We start from the raw sequence: 20350 nt of genomic DNA on the forward strand, positions 1-20350 counted from the left end.
GCTGCGCCGCGGCTCAGCCGCGCTGCGCGGCGATGAACTTCGCCAGGTTCTCGACCGAGTGGAAGTGCTGGCGCGTGTCGGCGGAGTTGGCGTCCAGCTTCACGTGGTAGCGCTTCTGCACCGCCACGCCGAGTTCCAGCGCGTCGATGGAGTCGAGCCCAAGGCCGTCGCCGAACAGCGGCGCCCTGGGGTCGATATCCGCCGGCGTGACGTCCTCAAGATCGAGCGAGTCGATGATGAGCTGCTTCAGTTCTTCGATCAGTTCGTTCATGGTTGGCGAGCTGCTGCGTGAAGAAATCTTCGAGGCCGCGGTTCAGGCGCCGCGCGGCGACGCCGTGCGGCAGGCCGTGGCCGGCGCCGAGTGCGGCGGCCTCCTGCGGCGGGTAGAAGCGCACGGTGAGGCGCCAGGGGCGCACCGGCACCTGCCACCAGGCGAGCTGCTTGGTGAGGGCCGGCGGATCGCAGTGGATCATCACCGGCAGGATCTGCGAGCCGCCGCGCACCGCCACCTGCGCCGCGCCGCGGCGGAACCTGAGCGGCGCGCCGGGCACCGAGCGCGTGCCCTCCGGGAACAGTACCAGGGTGCGGCCGCGCCTGAGCGATCCCACGCAGTCTTCCACCAGCTGGGCCGAGTCGGCGTTGCTGATGTAGCCGGCGGCCCGGGTGAAGTGGCGGTAGAAGGGGTTCTCGAGCATCGCGCTCTTCACCACGCAGTCGGCGTAGGGCATCAGCATCAGGAGCGCCACCACGTCGAGGTACATGGGGTGCGTCGCCACCACCAGCTTGCCTCTGGACTGGGCCAGCCACTCGCGGCCCTCCACCTCTATGCGCCCCAGGCCGAGCAGCTCGATGCAGCCCAGCAGCAGGCGGAAAGTGAGGCTCACGAACAGGCGGATGCGCCGTTCGCGCGCCGCCGCGTCGCCGGGCAGGACCAGCAGCAGCGGCAGCAGCGTGAGGCTGAACAGGAGGCTCAAGCCCCCGTAGGCCAGGAAGCAGAATCCGGTGCCGACGGCACGCCAGGCGCGGCTGAGCTTAGTCATGGGCAGCACGCTCCAGCCGCCAGGGCTGGCCGGTGCCGAGGGTGGCATCGGTCTCGTCCACCAGGAAGCGCATCAGCGCCGCCTCCGGTGTCTCGTCGGCGCCGGTCTCGCCGCGCACCAGGCGGCAGCGCAGCGGCGCCTCGGCGGCGGGCGTCAGCAGCAACGACACCGCGAACGGGTGGCGGGTGCTCTCGGCCTCCACGGACGCGGCGTAGGGCGGCGGCACCTTCTCGTCGGCGTAGCAGACCAGCACGCCGGGTGCGCCCTCCGCGACCATGTTCGCGCCTTCCAGGAGGCTCATGCCCAGGGTGTCGGCGCCGGCGGCCATGGCGGTGGCGGCACCGCGGTCGCCGCGGGCGATGGAGAAGAGCCCGGCGGTGCTGTTGTGCACCGAGAGGCTGAAGCTCGTGGGCGAGAGCGGCTCGCTCTTGGCGAGCGCAGTGAGGAGTTCCAGGGTGCGCTCGAGGGCGCCATGGCGGGAGGCGAAGATGGACTGCACCGAGTCGAAGCCTGTGGTGCAGGCCCACGCGGTGTGCAGCGCCATGCGCCCGCAGTGGTCCAGCCGGCGGCGCAGGAGGCCGGGCAGCTGGCTCACGTCCGGCTGGGCCTCGGGTTCCGGGCACTCGCCGGCTTCGACCCAGCGGCGCCAGGCCTCGGTCCCCGTCACCCCCGGCGCCCAGGCCTGCCAGCGGGCTATGCCAAAATATTCAGTTTTGTCAGACACTTATAGTATTAAGCGCAGGGATGCGCCCCCGGGGGGATTCTAGCCGTTTTTGGGCTGCTAGGCCCGGGGCAAGGCGGGGGTGAGGGCCAGGCTGGACTGGAACCGGGTCACCGCAAGACCCATGGCTGCGCCGGCGTAGAGGTCCAGGGCCACGTGCTGCTTGGTGGAGAGGGTGGAGTAGAGGATCCCCAGGCACCAGAGCAGGCTCGCCGCCCGCAGCCAGGCGCGCGCACCCAGGTGCCTCAGCAGCCGGTCCAGCCACACCGCGGCCTGCACCGCGAACGCCACGTGCAGGGAGGGACAGGCATTGCCGGCGGCGTCCACCGATTTCAGGAAGGCCACCGAGGGATACGCGTGCCAATCGAAGTAGGTCTGGGGTACCGCGGTGGGCCAGAACAGGAAGATGACGAACCCCCCCACGCTGAGTGCCAGCACCTCCTTGAGGTACGCGCCCATCTCGCGCCAGTCCGCCAGCAGGGTAGGCACGAGGGAGATGTAGATCCACAGCGTGATGTACAGCCACACGCTCCAGGGCTGGTAGCCGATGAGGCGGTCCAGCCAGGTGAGGGGCATGAGCGTGACGGGGAACAGGGGATGCCGCAGCAGGCTGAAGTACACCACCATGAAGGCGGTCATGCCGACGCTGATGCCGAGCACCTTGAGCCACCAGCGCGTCTTGAAGCGCAGCCAGAGTTCGCGCAGGCCGCTGCCGGGGTGGGGTGCATCCATGGCCGGATTGTAAGGTATCCGCCCCGTGGCCGTTTGCGACGCGGGACACATCCGCCGCCTAAGCTAGAATGCCGGGAGCGCAACGGGAGTCCCGCGTGATCGTAAAACCCAGGATCTGGGGCTTCATCTGCACCACCGCCCATCCCCAGGGCTGCGAGCTGAACGTGCGCGAACAGGTCGCCGTGGCCCGTGCGGCGGGCAAGGGCCTGGCTCTCCCCGGCCCGAAGCGGGTCTTGGTCATCGGCGCCTCCACCGGCTATGGCCTCGCCGCCCGCATCACCGCCGCCTTCGGCTTCGGTGCCGCGACCCTCGGCGTGTTCTTCGAGAAGCCGGGCAAGCCCAACAAGACCGGCACCGCCGGCTGGTACAACTCCGCCGCCTTCGACCGCGCCGCCCGCGAGGCGGGGCTGGTGAGCCTGTCCATCAACGGCGACGCATTCTCGGCGGCCGCGCGGGAGCGCGCCATCGCCCTCATCCGCGAGAAGCTCGGCGGTCCGGTGGACCTCGTCATCTACTCGCTGGCCTCGCCGCTCAAGCGCCTGCCGGACGGCGGCACCGCCCATACCGCGCTCAAGCCCGTCGGTGCGCCCTACGCCGGCCGCACCATCGACACCGACAAGGACCAGCTCGCTGAGGTGCGGGTCGAGCCCGCCACGCAGCAGGAGATAGACGAGACCGTCGCGGTCATGGGCGGCACCGACTGGGCGCTGTGGCTGGATGCCTTATATAAGGCGGGCGTGATGGCGGAAGGGGCGCGCAGCGTGGCGTTCAGCTACGTCGGCCCCGAGGTCACCTGGCCCATCTACTGGCACGGCACCATCGGCCATGCCAAGCAGCACCTGGAGCGGACCGCCGCGGAGCTGCGCGCGCGGCACCCGGGACTGGAGGCGCGGGTCGCGATCCTCAAGTCCATCGTGACCCAGGCCAGCGCCGCGATCCCGGTGATCCCGCTGTACGTGTCCATCGTGTTCAAGGTGATGAAGCGGATGGGCCTGCACGAGGGCGCGATAGAGCAGATGCAACGGCTGTTCCACGACGTGCTGTACCGGGCGGACGGCACGCTCCCCACAGACGCGGAAGGACGCCTCAGGCTCGACGACAGGGAACTGCGCGCGGACGTGCAGGAGGCCTGCAAGCAGCTCTGGCCGCAGGTGACGGACGCGAACCTGATGCAGCTCACCGACTACGCGGGCTACAAGCACGACTTCCTCAAGCAGTTCGGCTTCGAGCGCGGCGACGTGGACTACGAGGCGGACGTGCAGCCGCAAGTGGACTTCGATTGCGCCACGCCCTGACGCGCCTCGCTTTCCCGCTCCTGATCGGCCTCGCGCCCCTCTCCGCCGGCGCAGACGACGCCGTGTCGCCGCCGCCGCCCCAGGAGACGCGTTACGAGCTCGGCATCGGCCTGGGGGCCGTGGACTTCCCGGTGTACAGCGGCGCTGCGGAGCGACGCACGCTGGTGCTTCCCTTCCCCTACTTCACGCTACGCAGCCGCTTCCTGGATGCGGACCGCGGCGAGGTGCGCGGCAAGCTGTTCCGCGACGAGCGCTGGGCGCTGGACGTGGACTTCGGCGGCAACATCGGGGTGAACTCCTCCGACACGCGGGAACGGCAGGGCATGCCGGACCTGGAGTGGCTGGGGGAGGTGGGCCCGGCGCTGCGCTACCACATCTGGCATGGCGGGCGCGGCGACCACGTGGACTTCGTGCTGCCCGCGCGGGTCGCCACCAGCGTGCACGCGCTGACCTTCCACCGCCGCGGCTACGACAGCGATCCGCGCGTGGAACTGGACGCCACCTGGTTCCAGCCCGGGGATGACCGCGTCACCGTCGATGCGAACCTCGCTGCCCGCTTCGTGGACCGCGCCTTCGCGGACTACTACTACAGCGTGGCGCCGCAGTACGCGACGGCCGAGCGGCAGGCTTACTCCGCTCCCGGCGGCTATGCCGGCTGGAGCACGCAGTTGGGCGTGAGCTGGCACCGGGGCGCCATGGTGTACGGCGCGTTCGTCGAGCACAGCAGCCTGCACGGCGCGGCGTTCCAGGCGAGCCCGCTGGTGGGTTCCGCCGACGGCTGGTCCTTCGGCCTGGCCGTCGCCTGGGTGATCCACCGCAAGGACGACGACTGACTCAGGGCTTGCGCTGGTAGCCCGCGTCGGCGAGGCGCTTGAGGTAGCGCGCCCAGTTCTGCTCCTGATCCTTCCCCAGCTCATGCAGCACCGGCCAGGAATAGAGGCCGGTGTCGTGGCCGTCGTCGAACTTCAGGCGCACCGCGTAGTTGCCCACGGGCTCGATGGCCGTGACCTTCACGTTCTCCTTCCCGACCTGCAGGATCTCGGTGCCGTGGCCCCGCACCTCCGCCGAGGGGGAGAACACCCTGAGGTACTCGAAAGGCAGCTCGTAGTGCTCGCCGCTGTCGAAGCTGACGGCGACGATGCCCGCGGACTTGCGCAGGCGGATCTCGGTGGGGCGGGGGATGCTGTTCATCAGGTCTCAGGCTTTGGAGGATTTCTTCTTCGCCCGCGGATGCGCCGCGTCGTAGGTCTTGGCCAGGTGCTGGAAGTCCAGGTGCGTGTAGATCTGGGTGGTGCTGATGTTGGCATGGCCCAAAAGTTCCTGCACCGCGCGCAGGTCGCCGCTGGACTCCAGCACGTGGCTGGCGAAGGAGTGGCGGAAGAGGTGCGGGTACACGCCCTGCTGCACGCCCTGCTTGATGCCCCACTGCTTCACCCGCGCCTGCACGCTGCGGGGCGAGAGCCGGCCGCCGCGCACGCTCACGAACAGCGTGCTGTCCTCCGCCTTGGCGAGCTCGCCGCGGCGCTTGAGCCAGGCCTGCACGGCGGCGAGCGCCTCGCGCCCGACCGGCACGATGCGCGTCTTGTTGCCCTTGCCGGTGACGGTGACCAGGCCCTGCGACAGGTCGAGGTCGGTCATGCGGATGGAGATGAGTTCGGCGAGGCGCAGGCCGGAGGAATAGAGCAGCTCCATGATGGCCCGGTCCCGCACCGTCTCGGCGTCGTCGCCCTCGATCTGCAGGAGCCGCGCCATCTGGTCCGCGTCCAGGGTGTCGGGGAGGCGCTTGGCCACCTTCGGCGGGCGCACGCCCTCCGCCGGGTTCTGCTTCACCTCGCCTTCGTCCGCCAGGAACCGGTAGAAGGAGCGGATGGAGGCCAAGAGGCGCTGCAGGCTCTTGGGCGCGAGGCCCTGGCGGTGGCGGGTGGCGACGAAGGCCCGGACGTGGTGCACGTCCAGCGCGGTCCAGTCCTTGAGACCCTGCTTCACGCACCAGGCGTGCAGGCTCTCCAGGTCACGGGCGTAGTTGGCGGCGGTGTGAGGGGAAAAGTTGCGTTGTGCGATGTGCTCGGTGAAGCGCCGGATCCCGTCCTGGAAGGGATCGCTCATTTGGGCATGAGCGGGTGCACGGCGGCGGTGACGAGCTCGCTGATGCGGGTCAGGAACGCGGTGCCCAGCGTCGGGCTGAAGCGTTCCGCGTCGTGGCTGCCCACGGCCAAGAGGCCTAGGCTGCCCTTGTCCCCCAGCGGCACCAGCGCCGAGGAGGCGATGCGCTCGGCCTGCTCGCCGAACAGGAACTCGAGCTGGGGCGGGCGCAGGCGGCCCACGTGGGGCTTGCCGGAACGCAGGAGTTCGCGGAACTGCTCGAGGCCCGCGTCGTCGGGCTTGAGCCAGCGCGCCGGGCCGGCGTCGGCCTTCTGCGCGTCGGCGTGGACCAGGAACAGGCTCACCTCATCGGCGCCGAAGCGCTCGCGCAACTCTTCCTGCAGCGCATAGAGACGGTCGGGCAAGGCGGCGCCTTCCAGCAGCGCCAACGCCAGGCGGTGGATGCGTTCGATGAGCGTGTCGTTGGCGCGTGCCACCTCGATGAGGTCCACGAGCTTGCGCTCCAGCTGGCGGTGCTGGCCGCGCAGCACCTCCACCTGCCGCTCGATCAGCGACACGGCGGTGCCGGAAGGGTGGGGCACCTTGAGCTTGCCGAGGAGCTCGGGGTGGGCCTCGAAGAACTCGGGGTGGCCGAGCAGGTAGTCGACGACGTCGGCGGCGAGCGGCGCCTCGCCGCTCAAGCCCTGCTTGTGTTCGATGCTCATAGCTCTATCTGCCCCTCGTAGACGGTGACCGCCGGTCCCGTCATCCACACCGGTCCGCCTTCGCCATCCCAGCTTACCACCAGCCGCCCGCCGCGGAGCTGCACCTCCACCTCCGGGTCGAGCCAGCCCAGGAGGCGCCCCCACACCACCGCCGCGCAGGCGCCGGTGCCGCAGGCCAGGGTCTCGCCGGTGCCGCGCTCCCAGACCCGCAGGCGCATGGACTTGCGGCCCTGCCAGGAAGCGAAGCCCACGTTGGCGCGCTTGGGGAAGCGCGGATGGTGCTCGATGCGCGGCCCGAGCTCGGCCACCGGTGCCGAGTCCACGTCCGGCACGTCCAGGATGGCATGGGGATTGCCCATGGAGACGGCGCCGATCTTCAGCGTGCGGCCGTCCACCTCCAGGTCGTACTCCATGGCGCGGGCGCCGGCGATGAAAGGTATGTCGGATGGTTCCAGGCGCGGCACGCCCATGTTGGCGCGCACGTCGCCGTCGCGCTTCAGTTCCGCCTGGACGGGTCCGGCGATGGTCCCTAAGCGCACCTCGCCGTCCTTCACCACGCCGTGGTTCGCGAGGTAGCGCGCCACGCAGCGCACGCCGTTGCCGCACTGCTCCACCTCGCCGCCGTCGGCGTTGAAGATGCGGTAGTTGGCATGGAACTGCCCGCCCTTGGGGGCCTCCAGCAACAGGAGCTGGTCGAAGCCGATGCCGGTGCGCCGGTCGGCGAGCTCGCGCACGCGCACGTCGCTCAGCCTCACGCCGGAGGCGAGCGCATCCAGCACCATGAAGTCGTTGCCCAAGCCGTGCATCTTGGCGAAGTTGAATTTCACTGTGGCGCCTGGTTCATGTACAGCAGATAGTCTTTGTAGATGCAGCGGTCCATCACCACCAGCATGCCCGCGGCACGGGCCTTCTCAGCCGCTGCCTCGTTCACCACGCCCTCCTGCAGCCAGATCGCCCGGAAGCCGCGGGCGATGCACTGGTCCACCACCTCGTCCACGTGCTCCGGCGAGCGGAACACGTCCACGAGGTCGATGGGGCCGGGCACGCTCATGAGATCAGGATAGACCTTCTCACCGAGGAGTTCGCTCTGGCCCGGGTTCACCGGGACGATCCTGTAGCCGAAATGCTGCAGGCCGCGGGCGACGCCGTTGCTGGGCCGGTCGTGCTTGGGCGAGAGGCCCACTACCGCGATGGTCTTGGCGGTCTCGAGCAGGTGCTTGATGTCGGCGCCGGGCGGGTTCTGGAAATTCATGTGCTTATTATAAGCGCCGTACCAGGGTGCAGCGCATGCGCTGCCTGGCAGGAGCGAGGGCACCAGGGATGGCGTCAGTTCTTGACGATGCGACGCGGCCTGGGCTTGGCGGGTCTATACCGTTTGACCTTGTGGCCGAGGGCCACCGCCAGGCCGTCGCTGTAGGCGCGCAGCGCGTCCTCGCCCTCGTCCAGCTGCGTGAGCAGCTTGCCGAGTTCCTCGTAGGCCTCGGGCCGGCCGCCCAGCACGATGCTGGACTCGAAGTAGCCGCGGGCCTTGCCCCAGAGCTTCGCCACCGTGCACAGGCGCCCCGCGGTGAGCAAGAGCGCCGCGCTCTCGCCGCGCTCCGCCAGCCAATCCTCGACCCGGCCCAGCTGGCGCTTGGGATGCTCGCCGACGGCGAGGCCGTAGAGCGCGAGCAGCTCCTCGTCCCAATTGGAACGCAATGCGTCACGCAACGCCGCCTCGGCGGCGATGAGTTCGCCGGCGCGGATCAGGGCGCGGGCATAGGCGCGGTTCAGCTCCACGTCACCGCGCAGGCGGCGCGGCAGCGAGTCCCACAGCGCGGCGACGCCGTCCGCGGCGCCGGCCTGGTCCAGCAGCGCGGTGACCGCGCGCAGCTCGAGCCGGTCCACTTCCTTCTTGGACAAGACGCGGTTGTCGCGCAGCTTCGCCACCAGTTCGCGCAGCGACTTCCAGTCGCCGAGCTTGCGGTAGAGGTTCGCCAGGAGCTTGAGGCCGAACGCGTGGTCCGGGTCCACTTCCTGCAGCCGGCGCAGCGTGGCGAGCGCCTGCTCAAGCTGCTTGTGGGCGATCTGCAGCTCCGCTTGGGTCAGGAGCACCGCCACGTGCGCCTCGGGGATCTGCTCGAAGGCCATGCGCAGGTAGATGTCGCGCCGCTCGTGCTCGCCCTGCAGCTGGGCGGCGCGGGCCGCGGCGATGTAGGTGACCAGCGGCATCTCGCTGTCCACGGCATGCAGCATGAGGTTGCGCTCGCTCTCGGCCCACCGCCCCTCGGCGAAGTCGATGAGTCCCTGCTTGGTGGCGCGGCGCGCGCGCAGCTCGCGCTTGCGGGCGAGCGCTTCGCGCAGCTGGCGCGGATAAGTCCACAGCTTCACGGCGAGGGTGGTGAGCAGGTACAGACCGAAGAACGTCACCAGCACCAGGGCCACCAGGGTGCCGAGCGACATCTCCACGCTGGTGCCGCCGTAGGCGAGCAGCGCATAGCCGTTGCTGACGTGCAGCAGCCCCGCCGCCACCACTGCGGCCAGCAGCGTCAGCAGCAGGTAGAAGGCATACTTCACGGGGCGGCGCCCGCGGGCAGCTCCAGCCGGCGCAGCAGCGTGAGCGAGGCGGACACGTCCGGCAGCTTGGGCGAGATGGCTTGGCCCTGCATGCCCTGCAGCAGGGTCAGCGAAGCCTTCACGGCGGCGTCGCGGGTATCGAAGTAATCCTGCATCCACACCGCGGCGGAACGGACGCTGGCCTGGAACGCCGCGCCCTGCCGCTCCAGCAGCGCGCTGCGGGCCGTCTCGAGCCTGAGCTCCAGGTTGCGCCGCAGCAGGAACTCTTCCTTGGGCGTCAGCAGCGGTTCCACCGGCAGGCCGTGGCGGCGCACCGTGAACAGGCTCGAGCCGACACGGGCGGCGGCGGACCTGAGCCGGCTCCAGAATCCGGTGGCGGCCGCGGCCGGCGCCTCGCCCAGCTCGCCGCCGGGCTGGTAGTGCTCCGGGACCCCGCGCTTGAGCGGCAGCGCATCCACCTGGCCGGCGAGCTCGGTGAGCGTGAGCGTCATGCCCTCGAGGTCGGCGCGCGGCAGGGCGCGCAACGCTGCGCTCTCCTTCGCGATCTCCTGGCGCACCGCGATGAGGCGGGGGTCGGAGAGGAGTTTCAAGCGTGCGTCCGCCTGCTCCAGGGCCTTGAGCGCGAGCGCCGGGTCGGCGCGCAGCTGCAGGTCCTCGTCCGCCGCCACCAGCAGCGAGGCGGCCTCGGCCTTGATCCAGGCATCGCGGCCCTCCTGGGAGTGCTTGCGCAGGTCGCTGAAGGCGGCGTCGAGCTGGTCCACCCGCTGGCCCATGGCCTTGAGGGAGCTGTCGGTGTCGGCGGCGTCCGCGGCGAGTGCATCGCGGGTGGCCGCGTTCTGCTGCAGGTCGGCCACGCGCTGCTGCAGCACCGCCTGCATCTCCTCGGATTCGCGCAACCGGTACCAGTTGACCGCGGCGAACAGCAGCGCCGCCACCGCCAGCAGCAGGCTGAAGGAGATGAACGGCGAGCGCGGGCCGGCGGCGCGGCGGCCTTCAGGCGCTGCGCTCATGTTCCCTCCGGTGCTTGCGCTGCTCGCGGCCGTGGGCCTTCCACCAGTTGACGGTGGCGTTCACGATCGCTGTGTCGGTGGCCTCTCCGGCGATCACCGGGCGGCGCCGCACGCCGAGGGCGGTGGCGAGCTTCACCATGCGCGCGCTCGGCACCACCAACTGGGCGGACTTGAAGTAGGGGGTGAGGCCGGGGCTCAGCATGCGCTCCAGGTTCAGGAGCGCGTCGCGGCTCGTCACGATGATGGCGTCGAGCCGGCCCTGGCGGAACCAGCGGGTGAGCTCGACCTGGTCGATGCGCGGCACGTTGCGCCGGTACACCTCGGCGTAGTCCACGTAGGCGCCGCGCTCTTCCAGCGTCTCGGCCAGGAGCTCGCGGCCGCCGAGGCCGCGCACGATCAATATGCGCTTGCCCGCGACCTTGTTCAGGGTCTTGAGGCGCAGCAGCGCCTCGCTGTTGGCGCCGTCGCGGGGCAGGATGTCTGGCTTGCGGCCGCGCGCGGTCAGCGCGCGCGCCGTGCCGGGGCCGATGGCCGCGACCTTGAGCTTGGGCGGCAGCGCGGCGAGATCCACGAACTCTGCGGCGTACTCCACCGCGTTCGGGCTGATGAAGATCGCGTAGTGATAGCTGCCGAGCGGTTCCAGGCTGCGCTCGAGCTCGGGCGAGCGCGCCACCGGCGCGATCTCGATGGTCGGGAAGTGCAGCACCTCGGCGCCCTTGGCCTCGAAGCGGGCGGTGAGCGCCTCGCCCTGGCCTACCGGCCGGGTGATGAGGATTCCGGCGTCCTTAAGCGGTCGCGCGGCCACGGTCACACCTTGCTCTCGACATCCCTCAACACCTCTCCCGCGCCTTGCGCCAAGAGCGCCTGCGCGAGCTTCAGTCCCAGTGATTCCGCCTCCACGGCCGGGCCGCTCAACGCGGCTTCCAGGAGGCGCTTGCCATCGGGCGAACCCACGCGCCCGGCGAGTGAAAGCATACCGCCTTCGAGCGCCGCGTGGCCGGCCAGCGGCAGGTTGCAGCTGCCGGAGAGGCCGCGCGAGAGCGCCCGCTCCGCCAGCGCCTGAGTCCAGGTGGGACCGTGGTTGAGCCGCGCCGCGAGGGCGAGGGTCTGCGCATCACCGGCGCGGCACTCCAGGGCGATGATGCCTTGGGTGATGGCCGGCAGGCACACGGCCGGGTCCAGCACCGCGGTGATGTGGGCGGCGAGGCCGAGGCGCTTCAGGCCCGCCACCGCCAGCACGATGGCGTCGTACCGACCCTCCTCGAGCTTGCGCAGGCGCGTATCCACGTTGCCGCGCAGGGGCTCGACCGTAAGGTCCGGCCGCCGGTGCAGGAGCTGGGCCTGGCGCCTGAGGCTCGAACTCCCCACCCGGGCTCCCTGGGGCAGGGCGTCGAAGCTCCCATGCTTCACCGAGAGGAAGGCGTCGCGCGGGTCCTCCCGCTCCAGCGCCGCCGCGAGGGTGAACTCCGACGCCAGCAGCACCGGCACATCCTTCATGGAATGCACCGCCAGGTCCGCGCGGCCCTCCGCCAGCGCCACCTCCAGCTCCTTCACGAACAGCCCCTTGCCGCCGGAGGCGGCGAGGGAGGCGCCCAGGTTGCGGTCACCCTCGGTGGTCATGGGCACCAGCTCCACCGGGCGTTCGGGTTCAAGTGCGCGCAGGCGCGCGGCCACGTGCTCCGCCTGCCAGAGGGCGAGGGCGCTCTTGCGGGTAGCGATGCGGATCGGGCTCGGGCTCATGTTCTTCTTAAGGAGGCGGGGGCGGTATTCTCGGCCCTCCGGCGCCGTTTTCATAGCCCGCGGCCGACGCGTATTCAGCGGCCCGTGCGCAGACGCTCGCGCACCTCGGCGACCAGCCGCCGGCTCACTTCCACCGGTTCGGCGCGGCCGTTCAGGTGCACGTGGAAGTGCCCGGTCTCATCCTTCTCCAGATGGGTGACCCGCGCCAGCGCCACCAGCGCGTTGCGGTGCACGCGGATGAAGCCGGCCGCGAACTCCTCTTCCAGGTCCTTGAGCGACTCGTCGATGAGCAACTCGCCGCCGGTGTGGCACACGGTCACGTACTTCTGGTCGGCGATGAAGCAGGCGATGGTCTCCACCGGCACCACGTGCAGCTTGTCGCGCACCCGCGCCGCGATGTGGCGCCGCGCCGTGGCGGGCGGCTCGGCCGCAAGCCGGGTGAGCTGCACGCGGTTGAGCTGGCCGGCGGCGGCGAGCGCCGCGGCCAGCTTCTCGGCCCGCACCGGCTTCAGCAGGTAGGCGATGGCATGGGTCTCGAAGGCCTCGACCGCGAACTCGTTGTAGGCGGTGGTGAACACCACCGCCGGCGGGTCCTCCAGCGTCGCCAGGTGGCGCGCGGTCTCGAGGCCCTCCATCACCGGCATGCGGATGTCCAACAGCACCACGTCCACCGGCGCGCGCTCCCACAGCTCCAGCGCCTCGCGGCCGTTGCCGGCTTCGCCCGCCACTTCCACGCCGGGTATCGCCGCGAGCAGGCCCTTGAGGCGCTCACGCGCCGGCATCTCGTCGTCCACCACCATCACTTTCATTGGGCAGCCGCCGGAGCGCTGGACTCATAAGGGAAGCGCAGACGCACGCGGTATCCCCCGTCCTCGCGGCCGTGCTCGAGGGTCGCGCGTCCGGGCCAGGCTAGCTCCAAGCGCTCGCGCACGTTCTCCAGCGCCATCTGGCGGCCGGGCCGCGCGGCGCCACCCGACTCCGGCAGCGGATTGTGGATCTCAAGCTCCACCACCCCGTCCGTGAGCCGGCCCGATACGCTCACGGTGCCGCCTTCGGCGCGGGGCTCGACGCCGTGGTAGATCGCGTTCTCGACCAGCGGCTGCAGGGTGAGGCGCGGCAGGCGCGCATCTTCCGGCACGCCGTCCAGCCGCCACTCGAGCTTCAGGCGCTCGCCGAGCCGCAGCGCCTCGATGCCCGCGTACTGGCGCGCCACCGCCAGCTCCTCCGCCAGCGCCACCCGCGCCGAGGAGTCCGCCAGGCTCGCGCGGAACAGGTCCGAGAGGTCTTCCACCGCGCGCTCCGCGAGCTCGGGCTTGCCGCGGATCAATGCCGCGATGGTGTTCATGCTGTTGAACAGGAAGTGGGGCCGGATGCGCGCCTGCAGCACTTCGAAGCGGGTGCTGGCCTCGCGCCGCACGTTGCTCTTCCACTGATGCAGTACGTAGAAGTAGCGCAGCACCAGCGCACTCACGATGGCGCAGATCATGAGGTTGCGCAGCACGAAGCCGGAATGGCTGGCGGGCAAGAGTTCCTGGCCGATGCCGGTGTTCTGGGTGAGCTGGTAGGCGATCTCGCTCATCACGCCGGTGACCACGAGCAGCAGGGCGTAGCTCAGCGCCGCCGCCCGCTGCAGCGGCATGCGCATCAGGCGCGGCCGAACCGCACACAGGAGGCCGCTGGAGGTGAGCGCGATCCACTGCAGGAACAGCGAGATGCGGGCGAGATCCAGCCACAGCGGCACGCCTTCGCCGGGCAGGTGCTTGGCGATGGCCAGCACCAGCGCGGTGAGTTCGGCGATCAGCACCACCACCAACACCACCGAACCGGTGCAGAGTTCGGGCAGGAAGAAGTCGTCGGACGGCGCCGGCGTGGTAGGGGTGATCGCGGCCATGCAAAAAGTGTCGGCGCTTCCGCGCCGGGTTGCAATAGCGGGCGCGCTCAGCCGCGGGCGCTGCGGCGCCGGGCGAAGGTGGCGAGCAGAGCGAGGGTGAAGAGGTCCAGCGCGCCGCCGCCGTTGCTCGACTGGGGATCGTGGGTGCCGCCGATGCGGTGCACCTGGCTGCTCGGCGGCTTGCTGCTGGCATGGACGGCGCTGCCTGCGGGCGTCACCACCACCACGCCGGCGTCCAGGTTGGCGCTGACGAGCTGCGGTTTGCCGCCGATGTTCATGATCAGGGTGCCGTAGGAGCCGTAGTCCAGGAACAGCTGCTGTGGCGCTTCGAACGCGCCCGCACCCTGGTTCGCGAACAGGCTGACGCTGCCGTCGCTGTAGTTGTCGGTGACGAGGTCGGCGAGCCCGTCGCCGTCCAGGTCCGCGCTGCCGATCCAGCCTGGCTGCGATCCGGTGGGGTGGAACGCCGGCGCGGCGAAGCTGCCGTCGCCCAGGCCCATGAGCACGCCCACGCTGTCGTCGTCCCGGTCCGCCACCAAGAGGTCCTGGAAGCCGTCGCCGTCGATGTCACTCGCCGTGAGCGCCACCGGTCCCGCACCCACGGTGAACGCAAGCGGCGCGCCGAAGCTGCCGTCACCGGCGCCGGACAGGGACAGGATGCTGTCGCGGGCTGTGTCGGAGGCCACGAGGTCGGGAATGCCGTCGCCGTTGAAATCCGCCACCGCCACCGCGGTGACGTCGCCGCCCACGGTGTAGCTCACGGGCGCCGCGAAGCTGCCGTCGCCGCGGTTGAGCAGCACGCTCACGGTGCCCGCGCTGCCGCCGGCGGTGACGATGTCCACGAAGCCGTCGCCGTTGAGGTCGGCCGCGGTGAGCGAGGCCGGGCCTGGGCCCGCCTCGCCGCTGGCATAAGCCACGTCTGCCGCCAGCGTGGCTTCGCCGGCGTTGAGCAGCACCCGCACGCCGGAGGCGGCATCGGTGGCGTCGCTCACCAGTACGTCGAGCCGGCCATCGCCATCCACGTCCGCGAGGGTGAGCGCGGTCATGCCGGGCATGTCCGGATAATCCTGGGTGTGGCCTGTGAACTCGCCCTGGGCGTCCAGGCAGATGATGCTGATCGTGGCATGGCCTGCCTCGAGGGCGACCACGTCCTCGAAGCCGTCGCCGTCCATGTCGCCGGAAACCATGGTGGCGCCGGTGCCCGCCGCCATCGCAGGGATGGCGGGGTAAAGCAGCGCGCCCGCGAGCGAGGCGGCTAGCAAGATCTTGTGAAGGCGCATCGAAAGCATCCCCTGATCCACTCCGGGAGCATGGTTCTTCTTTTATGGCACGCCACCCCATGGCGTACCGTGACCATGTTCTCCAGGGGACAGAATATAGGGAGGGCTTCCTGACAGCGGCAAGCGCCCTGCCAGACCTTCCGCCCGGCAAGGGGTTTTTACATATTCAGGGTGCGAAAGGCTTGGAATCCGCGCAATCAGCGCTGGAACAGGTCGTGCTTGATCCTGAACAGGGAAGAGATATCTTCATCGCCATGCCCCTGTTCCATGAGACGGCGGTAGTGCACCCGGGTCATCTCCACCACCGGCAGCTGCACCCCTTGGGCGGCGGCCATCTGCTGCACGATCTTGAGGTCCTTGTCGTGCAGCGAGACCTTGAAGCCCAGCGGGAAGCTCATGCGCATCATGTTGGGGCCCCGGTTCGTCAGGAACCAGGACTGGGCCGCGCCGCTGCCGACCACCTCGATGACCTTGTCGAGGGGCAGGCCCTGGGCCTCGGCGAAAGCCAGCGCCTCGCTCACCGCCTGGGCCACGCCCGCCACCACGATCTGGTTCACCGCCTTGGTGGCCTGGCCCGCGCCCGCCGGACCCATGAGCGCGAGGCGTTTGCCCAGGGCCTGCAGCACCGGCTGCGCGCGCTGGAACGCCGCCTCGGTGCCGCCGCACATGATGGCGAGCGTGGCGTGCTTCGCGCCCTCGGTGCCGCCCGACACCGGGCAGTCCAGGAAATCCACGCCGCGCTCCGCGAGCTTGGCCGCCGCCGTGCGTGCGGTGTCGGCACTCACGGTGGAGCAGTCCAGCACCAGCGCGCCGCGCTTCAGCCTGGGAGCGAGCAGGTCCACCACCGCGAGCACGTCCGCGTCCGCGCTCACGCAGAGCACCACCGCCTCGCACACGCCGGCAAGCTCGGGGATGGCGGCGGCAGGCGCACAGCCGGTCTCGGCGGCGAAGGCCTCAGCGCGTCCGGGGCTGCGGTTGTAGACGGCGGCGAGCAGGCCGGCCTTGTGCAGGTTCAGCGCCATGGAATAGCCCATGGCGCCCAGGCCGATGAATCCGGTCTTCATCCGCTCACTTCTCGAGGTAGGTGTAGCCCTTGAGGCCTTCTTCCAGTTCCTTCAGGAACTGGCCGCGCTTGGCCGGGTCCACGCCGGTGGCGGAGTCGATCTTGCCCTTGTAGCGGCCGACGAGGTCCTCCGGCGTGAAGTGCACGTAGCGCAGCACCTCCTCCACCGTGTCGCCCTGCTCCGGCTTCACCAGCCGGTAGCCGTTCTCCGCGTCCAGTTCGACGTTCACGGAGTCGGTGTCGCCGAACAGGTTATGCATGTCGCCCAGGATCTCCTGGTAGGCGCCCACCATGAAGAAGCCGAGGTAGTAGGGCTCGTTCGGGCGCATGGCATGCACGGCCATGGTGGTCTCGATCTCCTCCTCGTCCACGTACTGCTCGATGCGGCCATCGGAGTCGCAGGTGAGGTCCTGCAGGACAGCACGCCGGTTCGGCGTCTCATCGAGGCGGTGGATGGGCATGATCGGGAAGATCTGGTCGATGGCCCACACGTCCGGCATGGACTGGAACACCGACATGTTGCAGAAGTACTTGTCGGCCAGCTTCTCGTTGATCTCGTAGATCGCCTCGGTCTGGGCACGGCTCGTCGGCTTCAGGTTGTCGCGCACCTTGCGGCAGGTGGCGTGGTAGATCTGCTCGGCGTGCGCCCGCTGCTCCAGCGTCAGCACGCCGTGGGTGTACATGCCCTGGGCTTCGCTGTTGAGGTGCAGCGCGTCCTGGTACACCTCCAGCAGCGCGCGCCCCTCCTCGTTCACGTAGTCGTCCCACAGGTCGGTGAGGATCTGCGGGTCATCGGGGCCGGGCTGCACCGGCACCTTCTCCGGGATGGACTCGAAGTCCACCACCTCGGTGAGCATGAGCGCGTGGTGCGCGGTCATGGCGCGGCCTGACTCGGTGATGATGTTCGGGTGCGGCAGCTCGTACTCCTCGCAGATCTCCCAGAGCGCGCGCACGATCGCGTTCGCGTACTGCTGCACCGAGTAGTTGGTGGAGCAGGAGCTGCGCGAGCGGGTGCCCTCGTAGTCCACGCCCAGGCCGCCGCCCACGTCCATGACGCGGATGCCGACACCTAGCTCGGCGAGCTCCGCGAAGCAGCGTCCTGCCTCCTGCATGCCGCGCTGCACGTCGCGGATGTTCGCGATCTGTGATCCCAGGTGGAAGTGCAGCAACTGCAGAGAGCTCAGCATCTGCATCTGCTTGAGCCGCTCCACCGCCTCCAGGATCTGGCCGGTGGAGAGTCCGAACTTGGACTTCTCGCCGCCGGTGTGTTCCCACTTGCCGCGGCCGGTGCTGGCGAGGCGCACCCGGATGCCGATGGTGGGCTTCACGCCGATGTCGTTGGCTTCTTTCAGGAGATGGTCGAGCTCCGAGAGCTTCTCCACCACCACGTACACGCGGTGGCCGAGCGCCTGGCCGATGAGCGCGAGGCGCAGGTACTCGCGGTCCTTGTAGCCGTTGCAGACGATGGTGGCGCCCGGCGGCGCGAACGCCAGCACCGCCATGAGCTCGGGCTTGCTGCCCGCCTCGAGGCCGACCTTGTCAGCGCCGTGCTTGAGGATGTCCTCCACCACCACGTGCTGCTGGTTCACCTTGATCGGGTACACCGGCGTGTAGCGGCCCTTGTACTCGTGGTACTGGCGCGCCTGCTCGAAGGCTTCATAGACCCGCGACACGCGGTCGCGCAGGATGTCGCCGAAGCGGAACAGCACCGGCATGTTGAGCCCCCACTTGCCGACATCGCTCGCCAGGCGGTACAGGTCCACGCAGCCATCCTCGCGGTTGCGGGTCGGATACACCACCACGTGTCCTTCGGCGTTGATGTCGAAATAGCCGTCGCCCCAGCGCAGCACGTTGTAGAGCTCGCGGGCGACCTCGACGGGGTTCTGGCTCATGTCTCTCCGGGTTCGGCTGGTGTGGCGGGAAATCGCGCAAGAGTACGGCAACGCTGCCCCTCTGAAAAGACGCCGCCGCCGGCTTCCCTGCGCCCTGCCGGGCGGCCGGAACCGGGCGTGCCGACAAGCCGTATAATCGCGGCATATTCCGGGGCGCGGGGATGCCATGAAGCTGGACGGCGGCTGGTTCACCGAGATCGCGGCTGAGGAGGGCGTGGCCCTGTCCCTGCAGGGCCGCCGGCTGCAGGTGGAACAGACCCCTTACCAGACGGTCGAGATCTACGAGACCGACAGTTTCGGCACCATGATGGTCATCGACGGCTGCGTCATGGTCACCGACCGCGACAGCTTCATCTACCACGAGATGATGGCCCACCCGGTGCTGTTCACCCACCCCTCCCCCCGGCGCGTGCTCATCATCGGCGGCGGCGCCTGCGGCACCCTGCGCGAGGTGCTCAAGCACAAGGGCGTGGAGTCGGTGGTGCAGGTGGAGCTGGACGAGCGGGTCACGCGCCTGGCCGAGCTGCACTTCCCGGAACTCTGCGAGGCGAACGCCGACCCGCGGGCGCGGCTCGCCTTCGGCGACGGCATCCCCTGGGTGCGGGACGCCGCGGACGCGAGCCTGGACGTGATCATCATCGACAGCACCGACCCGGTAGGGCCGGCGGAGGGGCTGTTCTCGGAGGCGTTCTACCGCGAGGCGCTGAGGGCGCTGCGGCCCGAGGGCCTGCTGGTGCAGCAGAGCGAGTCGCCGTTCTTCTACCCGGAGACGATCCTGGACATGCACAAGGGGTTGCGTGGTGCCGGGTTCGCGGACAGCCGGACCCTGAGCTTCCCGCAGCCCACCTATCCTTCAGGCTGGTGGTCGGCGACGCTGGCGAAGAAGGACGGGCGCCTCAACAGCTTCCGCCGCCGCGACGCCGAGGACAAGCCGTTCCCGACCCGCTATTACTCCGCGTCGGTGCACGAGACCGCGTTCGTGCTGCCGCCGTTCCTCAAGGAGAGCCTGGCCGCACTGCGCTGAAGCGCAGCGTCACTGGTTGCCGCCGCCGCAGCTCTTCTCGATCTGCGACTCGAGCTGAGCCATCTGCTTCTCGCGTTCCTCGTCCGATATATAGGTCACGTTGCCCTTGGCGTCCACGCTGGTCGCGCGGCCGCCGGCGTTGAGCACGTTGAGCTTCTCGCGCAGTCCGTCGCAGCGTTCCTTCTGCTGCTGCTTCTGTTCCTGTTCCTCCTGCTCCCGCTGCGGGTCCTTCTGCTCCGCCTTCTTCTTGTCGGCGATCTGCTGCTGCAGGTTCTGCGAGTTCGCCAGCCCGGTCGGGTCCGGCGGCGGCGGCTTCACGTCCACCGTCTGGGCCTGCACGCCGGTGCCAGCGGGCGGCATCTGCGAGAAGTGCACGTGGCCGTCCTTGTCCACCCACTTGTAGACCTGGTCGGCTGAGGCCAGGCCGGCGGCGAGCGCCAGCCCGAGGCCGAGCGCGATGCTGAGCTTGTTCATGCGTCACCTCCGCAGGCCTGCACGATGTAGGCACGCGCCTCGTCCAGGGCCTTCTGCTTCTCGGCCGGCGGCAGCGGCTGCTTGTTGCCCTTGTCATCGAGTTGATAGAGCGAGTCGGCGTGCAGGTATTTGAACAGGCGGTCGCGACCGGCCTTGCAGGCGGGCGAGTCCTCGGGCTTCGGGGCCACGAGCTTCGCGTCGTTCGCCGGCGAGGCGGGCGCCGCCGGCGTGCCGGGCGGCGGCGCGTCGCCGGGGTTCGGCAGCGTGCCGCTGTTCTTGATCTCGAGCTGCTGCGCCTGGCCGCTGTGGGGTTCGGTGCTGTAGTGCACCTGGCCCTTGTCGTCCACCCACTTATATATGGGCGTGTCGGCACGGGCGGCGCCCATGGTGAGCAGGGAGGCGGCGAGCGCCGCGGCGATGCTGATCTTGATGTTCATGGCTGACCCTCGATGCGGGCTCACAGCGCCTCGGCACCGGTCTCGGCGGTGCGGATGCGGATGGCCTGCTCCAGTTCGTAGACGAATATCTTGCCGTCGCCGATCTTGCCGGTCTTGGCGGCGTTCATGATGGCCTCCACCACGCGGTCGAGCAGTTCGTCCGGGATGGCGAGCTCGATCTTCACCTTGGGCAGGAAGTCCACCACGTACTCGGCGCCGCGGTAGAGCTCGGTGTGCCCCTTCTGCCGGCCGAAGCCCTTCACCTCGGTGACGGTGATGCCTTGCACGCCGATGTCCGACAGCGCTTCACGCACGTCATCGAGCTTGAACGGTTTTATGACGGCCGCGACCATCTTCATGCGATTTTCCCGTGGATTTAAGGCCCGTA

24 protein-coding genes are annotated in these 20350 nt (G+C 69.5%); 3 read left to right on the plus strand and 21 right to left on the minus strand.

Features of this window, described 5'->3' with window-relative positions:
- Positions 1 to 13: 13 nt before the first annotated feature.
- The 4 genes from VF651_02690 to VF651_02705 form a co-directional block, all read right to left on the minus strand.
- Complete coding sequence (locus VF651_02690) at positions 14 to 271, minus strand: phosphopantetheine-binding protein (protein HEX7964603.1); 258 nt, start codon at positions 269 to 271, stop codon at positions 14 to 16.
- Positions 216 to 1040 (minus strand): lysophospholipid acyltransferase family protein, encoded by an 825-nt coding sequence (locus tag VF651_02695; GenBank protein ID HEX7964604.1) that lies wholly within the window; start codon positions 1038 to 1040, stop codon positions 216 to 218. Before VF651_02695 ends, VF651_02690 begins: the two co-directional genes overlap by 56 nt.
- Positions 1033 to 1707, minus strand: coding sequence for a beta-ketoacyl synthase chain length factor (locus VF651_02700; protein ID HEX7964605.1), 675 nt, complete (start codon positions 1705 to 1707; stop codon positions 1033 to 1035). Before VF651_02700 ends, VF651_02695 begins: the two co-directional genes overlap by 8 nt.
- A gap of 114 nt (positions 1708 to 1821) precedes the next feature.
- A complete protein-coding gene (locus VF651_02705) occupies positions 1822 to 2493 on the minus strand; it encodes a phosphatase PAP2 family protein (GenBank protein HEX7964606.1) in 672 nt (223 codons plus the stop codon).
- A gap of 95 nt (positions 2494 to 2588) precedes the next feature.
- Here VF651_02705 and fabV point away from each other — a divergent pair, with 95 nt between their 5' ends.
- Together fabV and VF651_02715 are read left to right on the plus strand one after the other, a co-directional pair.
- Positions 2589 to 3788: an enoyl-ACP reductase FabV gene (fabV, locus tag VF651_02710; GenBank protein HEX7964607.1), complete on the plus strand. Its 1200-nt coding sequence runs from the start codon at positions 2589 to 2591 to the stop codon at positions 3786 to 3788.
- Positions 3773 to 4621 carry a MipA/OmpV family protein gene (locus tag VF651_02715; GenBank protein HEX7964608.1) on the plus strand — a complete coding sequence of 283 codons (849 nt, stop codon included), beginning with the start codon at positions 3773 to 3775 and terminating at the stop codon, positions 4619 to 4621. Before fabV ends, VF651_02715 begins: the two co-directional genes overlap by 16 nt.
- Before the next feature lies 1 nt (position 4622).
- Here the strand turns inward: VF651_02715 and VF651_02720 are convergent, their stop codons facing one another.
- From VF651_02720 to speA, 14 genes are all read right to left on the minus strand, one after another.
- A complete protein-coding gene (locus tag VF651_02720) occupies positions 4623 to 4979 on the minus strand; it encodes a DUF971 domain-containing protein (protein HEX7964609.1) in 357 nt (118 codons plus the stop codon).
- A 6-nt stretch (positions 4980 to 4985) separates the two neighbouring features.
- Positions 4986 to 5894 (minus strand): tyrosine recombinase XerC, encoded by a 909-nt coding sequence (gene xerC / locus VF651_02725; protein ID HEX7964610.1) that lies wholly within the window; start codon positions 5892 to 5894, stop codon positions 4986 to 4988.
- On the minus strand, positions 5891 to 6595 hold the full coding sequence (locus VF651_02730) for a DUF484 family protein (GenBank protein HEX7964611.1): 705 nt from the start codon (positions 6593 to 6595) through the stop codon (positions 5891 to 5893). The genes xerC and VF651_02730 overlap by 4 nt, the downstream gene beginning before the upstream one ends.
- A complete protein-coding gene (gene dapF, locus VF651_02735) occupies positions 6592 to 7422 on the minus strand; it encodes a diaminopimelate epimerase (protein HEX7964612.1) in 831 nt (276 codons plus the stop codon). The genes VF651_02730 and dapF overlap by 4 nt, the downstream gene beginning before the upstream one ends.
- Positions 7419 to 7847, minus strand: coding sequence for a CoA-binding protein (locus VF651_02740; protein HEX7964613.1), 429 nt, complete (start codon positions 7845 to 7847; stop codon positions 7419 to 7421). The genes dapF and VF651_02740 overlap by 4 nt, the downstream gene beginning before the upstream one ends.
- A gap of 74 nt (positions 7848 to 7921) precedes the next feature.
- Positions 7922 to 9151 carry a heme biosynthesis HemY N-terminal domain-containing protein gene (locus VF651_02745; protein HEX7964614.1) on the minus strand — a complete coding sequence of 410 codons (1230 nt, stop codon included), beginning with the start codon at positions 9149 to 9151 and terminating at the stop codon, positions 7922 to 7924.
- Positions 9148 to 10161 (minus strand): uroporphyrinogen-III C-methyltransferase, encoded by a 1014-nt coding sequence (locus VF651_02750; protein ID HEX7964615.1) that lies wholly within the window; start codon positions 10159 to 10161, stop codon positions 9148 to 9150. Before VF651_02750 ends, VF651_02745 begins: the two co-directional genes overlap by 4 nt.
- On the minus strand, positions 10145 to 10966 hold the full coding sequence (locus tag VF651_02755) for a uroporphyrinogen-III synthase (protein ID HEX7964616.1): 822 nt from the start codon (positions 10964 to 10966) through the stop codon (positions 10145 to 10147). The genes VF651_02750 and VF651_02755 overlap by 17 nt, the downstream gene beginning before the upstream one ends.
- Before the next feature lie 2 nt (positions 10967 to 10968).
- On the minus strand, positions 10969 to 11901 hold the full coding sequence (gene hemC, locus VF651_02760; protein HEX7964617.1) for a hydroxymethylbilane synthase: 933 nt from the start codon (positions 11899 to 11901) through the stop codon (positions 10969 to 10971).
- 74 nt (positions 11902 to 11975) lie between these two features.
- Positions 11976 to 12710 carry a LytTR family DNA-binding domain-containing protein gene (locus VF651_02765; protein HEX7964618.1) on the minus strand — a complete coding sequence of 245 codons (735 nt, stop codon included), beginning with the start codon at positions 12708 to 12710 and terminating at the stop codon, positions 11976 to 11978.
- Complete coding sequence (locus VF651_02770; GenBank protein ID HEX7964619.1) at positions 12707 to 13792, minus strand: histidine kinase; 1086 nt, start codon at positions 13790 to 13792, stop codon at positions 12707 to 12709. The genes VF651_02765 and VF651_02770 overlap by 4 nt, the downstream gene beginning before the upstream one ends.
- A gap of 47 nt (positions 13793 to 13839) precedes the next feature.
- Positions 13840 to 15072 (minus strand): VCBS repeat-containing protein, encoded by a 1233-nt coding sequence (locus tag VF651_02775; protein HEX7964620.1) that lies wholly within the window; start codon positions 15070 to 15072, stop codon positions 13840 to 13842.
- A gap of 197 nt (positions 15073 to 15269) precedes the next feature.
- Positions 15270 to 16136 (minus strand): NAD(P)-dependent oxidoreductase, encoded by an 867-nt coding sequence (locus VF651_02780; protein HEX7964621.1) that lies wholly within the window; start codon positions 16134 to 16136, stop codon positions 15270 to 15272.
- A gap of 4 nt (positions 16137 to 16140) precedes the next feature.
- Positions 16141 to 18027, minus strand: a complete 1887-nt coding sequence (gene speA / locus VF651_02785) for a biosynthetic arginine decarboxylase (GenBank protein HEX7964622.1) — start codon at positions 18025 to 18027, stop codon at positions 16141 to 16143.
- Between the two features lie 166 nt (positions 18028 to 18193).
- On the opposite strand from speA, the gene speE reads away from it, so the two are divergent.
- A complete protein-coding gene (gene speE, locus VF651_02790; GenBank protein ID HEX7964623.1) occupies positions 18194 to 19051 on the plus strand; it encodes a polyamine aminopropyltransferase in 858 nt (285 codons plus the stop codon).
- 9 nt (positions 19052 to 19060) lie between these two features.
- Here speE and VF651_02795 read toward each other — a convergent pair whose 3' ends face one another.
- Genes VF651_02795 through glnK form a run of 3 tightly spaced genes read right to left on the minus strand, consistent with a single transcriptional unit; the run spans position 19061 to position 20321 of the window.
- Positions 19061 to 19525, minus strand: a complete 465-nt coding sequence (locus VF651_02795; GenBank protein HEX7964624.1) for a DUF4124 domain-containing protein — start codon at positions 19523 to 19525, stop codon at positions 19061 to 19063.
- A complete protein-coding gene (locus VF651_02800) occupies positions 19522 to 19962 on the minus strand; it encodes a DUF4124 domain-containing protein (GenBank protein HEX7964625.1) in 441 nt (146 codons plus the stop codon). The genes VF651_02795 and VF651_02800 overlap by 4 nt, the downstream gene beginning before the upstream one ends.
- A gap of 20 nt (positions 19963 to 19982) precedes the next feature.
- A complete protein-coding gene (gene glnK, locus VF651_02805; protein ID HEX7964626.1) occupies positions 19983 to 20321 on the minus strand; it encodes a P-II family nitrogen regulator in 339 nt (112 codons plus the stop codon).
- Positions 20322 to 20350: the final 29 nt, after the last annotated feature.

Source organism: Gammaproteobacteria bacterium, assembly GCA_036383255.1.
Taxonomy (GTDB): Bacteria; Pseudomonadota; Gammaproteobacteria; order Natronospirales; family REEB76; genus DASUBN01.

Bases quoted from the DNA above. Each gene is read 5' to 3' on its own strand.
- VF651_02690 (HEX7964603.1), bottom strand. From the start codon at position 271: ATGAACGAACTGATCGAAGAACTGAAGCAGCTCATCATCGACTCGCTC.
- VF651_02695 (HEX7964604.1), bottom strand. From the start codon at position 1,040: ATGACTAAGCTCAGCCGCGCCTGGCGTGCCGTCGGCACCGGATTCTGC.
- VF651_02705 (HEX7964606.1), bottom strand. From the start codon at position 2,493: ATGGATGCACCCCACCCCGGCAGCGGCCTGCGCGAACTCTGGCTGCGC.
- VF651_02720 (HEX7964609.1), bottom strand. From the start codon at position 4,979: ATGAACAGCATCCCCCGCCCCACCGAGATCCGCCTGCGCAAGTCCGCG.
- xerC (HEX7964610.1), bottom strand. From the start codon at position 5,894: ATGAGCGATCCCTTCCAGGACGGGATCCGGCGCTTCACCGAGCACATC.
- VF651_02730 (HEX7964611.1), bottom strand. From the start codon at position 6,595: ATGAGCATCGAACACAAGCAGGGCTTGAGCGGCGAGGCGCCGCTCGCC.
- VF651_02740 (HEX7964613.1), bottom strand. From the start codon at position 7,847: ATGAATTTCCAGAACCCGCCCGGCGCCGACATCAAGCACCTGCTCGAG.
- VF651_02750 (HEX7964615.1), bottom strand. From the start codon at position 10,161: ATGAGCGCAGCGCCTGAAGGCCGCCGCGCCGCCGGCCCGCGCTCGCCG.
- hemC (HEX7964617.1), bottom strand. From the start codon at position 11,901: ATGAGCCCGAGCCCGATCCGCATCGCTACCCGCAAGAGCGCCCTCGCC.
- VF651_02765 (HEX7964618.1), bottom strand. From the start codon at position 12,710: ATGAAAGTGATGGTGGTGGACGACGAGATGCCGGCGCGTGAGCGCCTC.
- VF651_02770 (HEX7964619.1), bottom strand. From the start codon at position 13,792: ATGGCCGCGATCACCCCTACCACGCCGGCGCCGTCCGACGACTTCTTC.
- VF651_02775 (HEX7964620.1), bottom strand. From the start codon at position 15,072: ATGCGCCTTCACAAGATCTTGCTAGCCGCCTCGCTCGCGGGCGCGCTG.
- VF651_02780 (HEX7964621.1), bottom strand. From the start codon at position 16,136: ATGAAGACCGGATTCATCGGCCTGGGCGCCATGGGCTATTCCATGGCG.
- speA (HEX7964622.1), bottom strand. From the start codon at position 18,027: ATGAGCCAGAACCCCGTCGAGGTCGCCCGCGAGCTCTACAACGTGCTG.
- speE (HEX7964623.1), top strand. From the start codon at position 18,194: ATGAAGCTGGACGGCGGCTGGTTCACCGAGATCGCGGCTGAGGAGGGC.
- VF651_02795 (HEX7964624.1), bottom strand. From the start codon at position 19,525: ATGAACAAGCTCAGCATCGCGCTCGGCCTCGGGCTGGCGCTCGCCGCC.
- VF651_02800 (HEX7964625.1), bottom strand. From the start codon at position 19,962: ATGAACATCAAGATCAGCATCGCCGCGGCGCTCGCCGCCTCCCTGCTC.
- glnK (HEX7964626.1), bottom strand. From the start codon at position 20,321: ATGAAGATGGTCGCGGCCGTCATAAAACCGTTCAAGCTCGATGACGTG.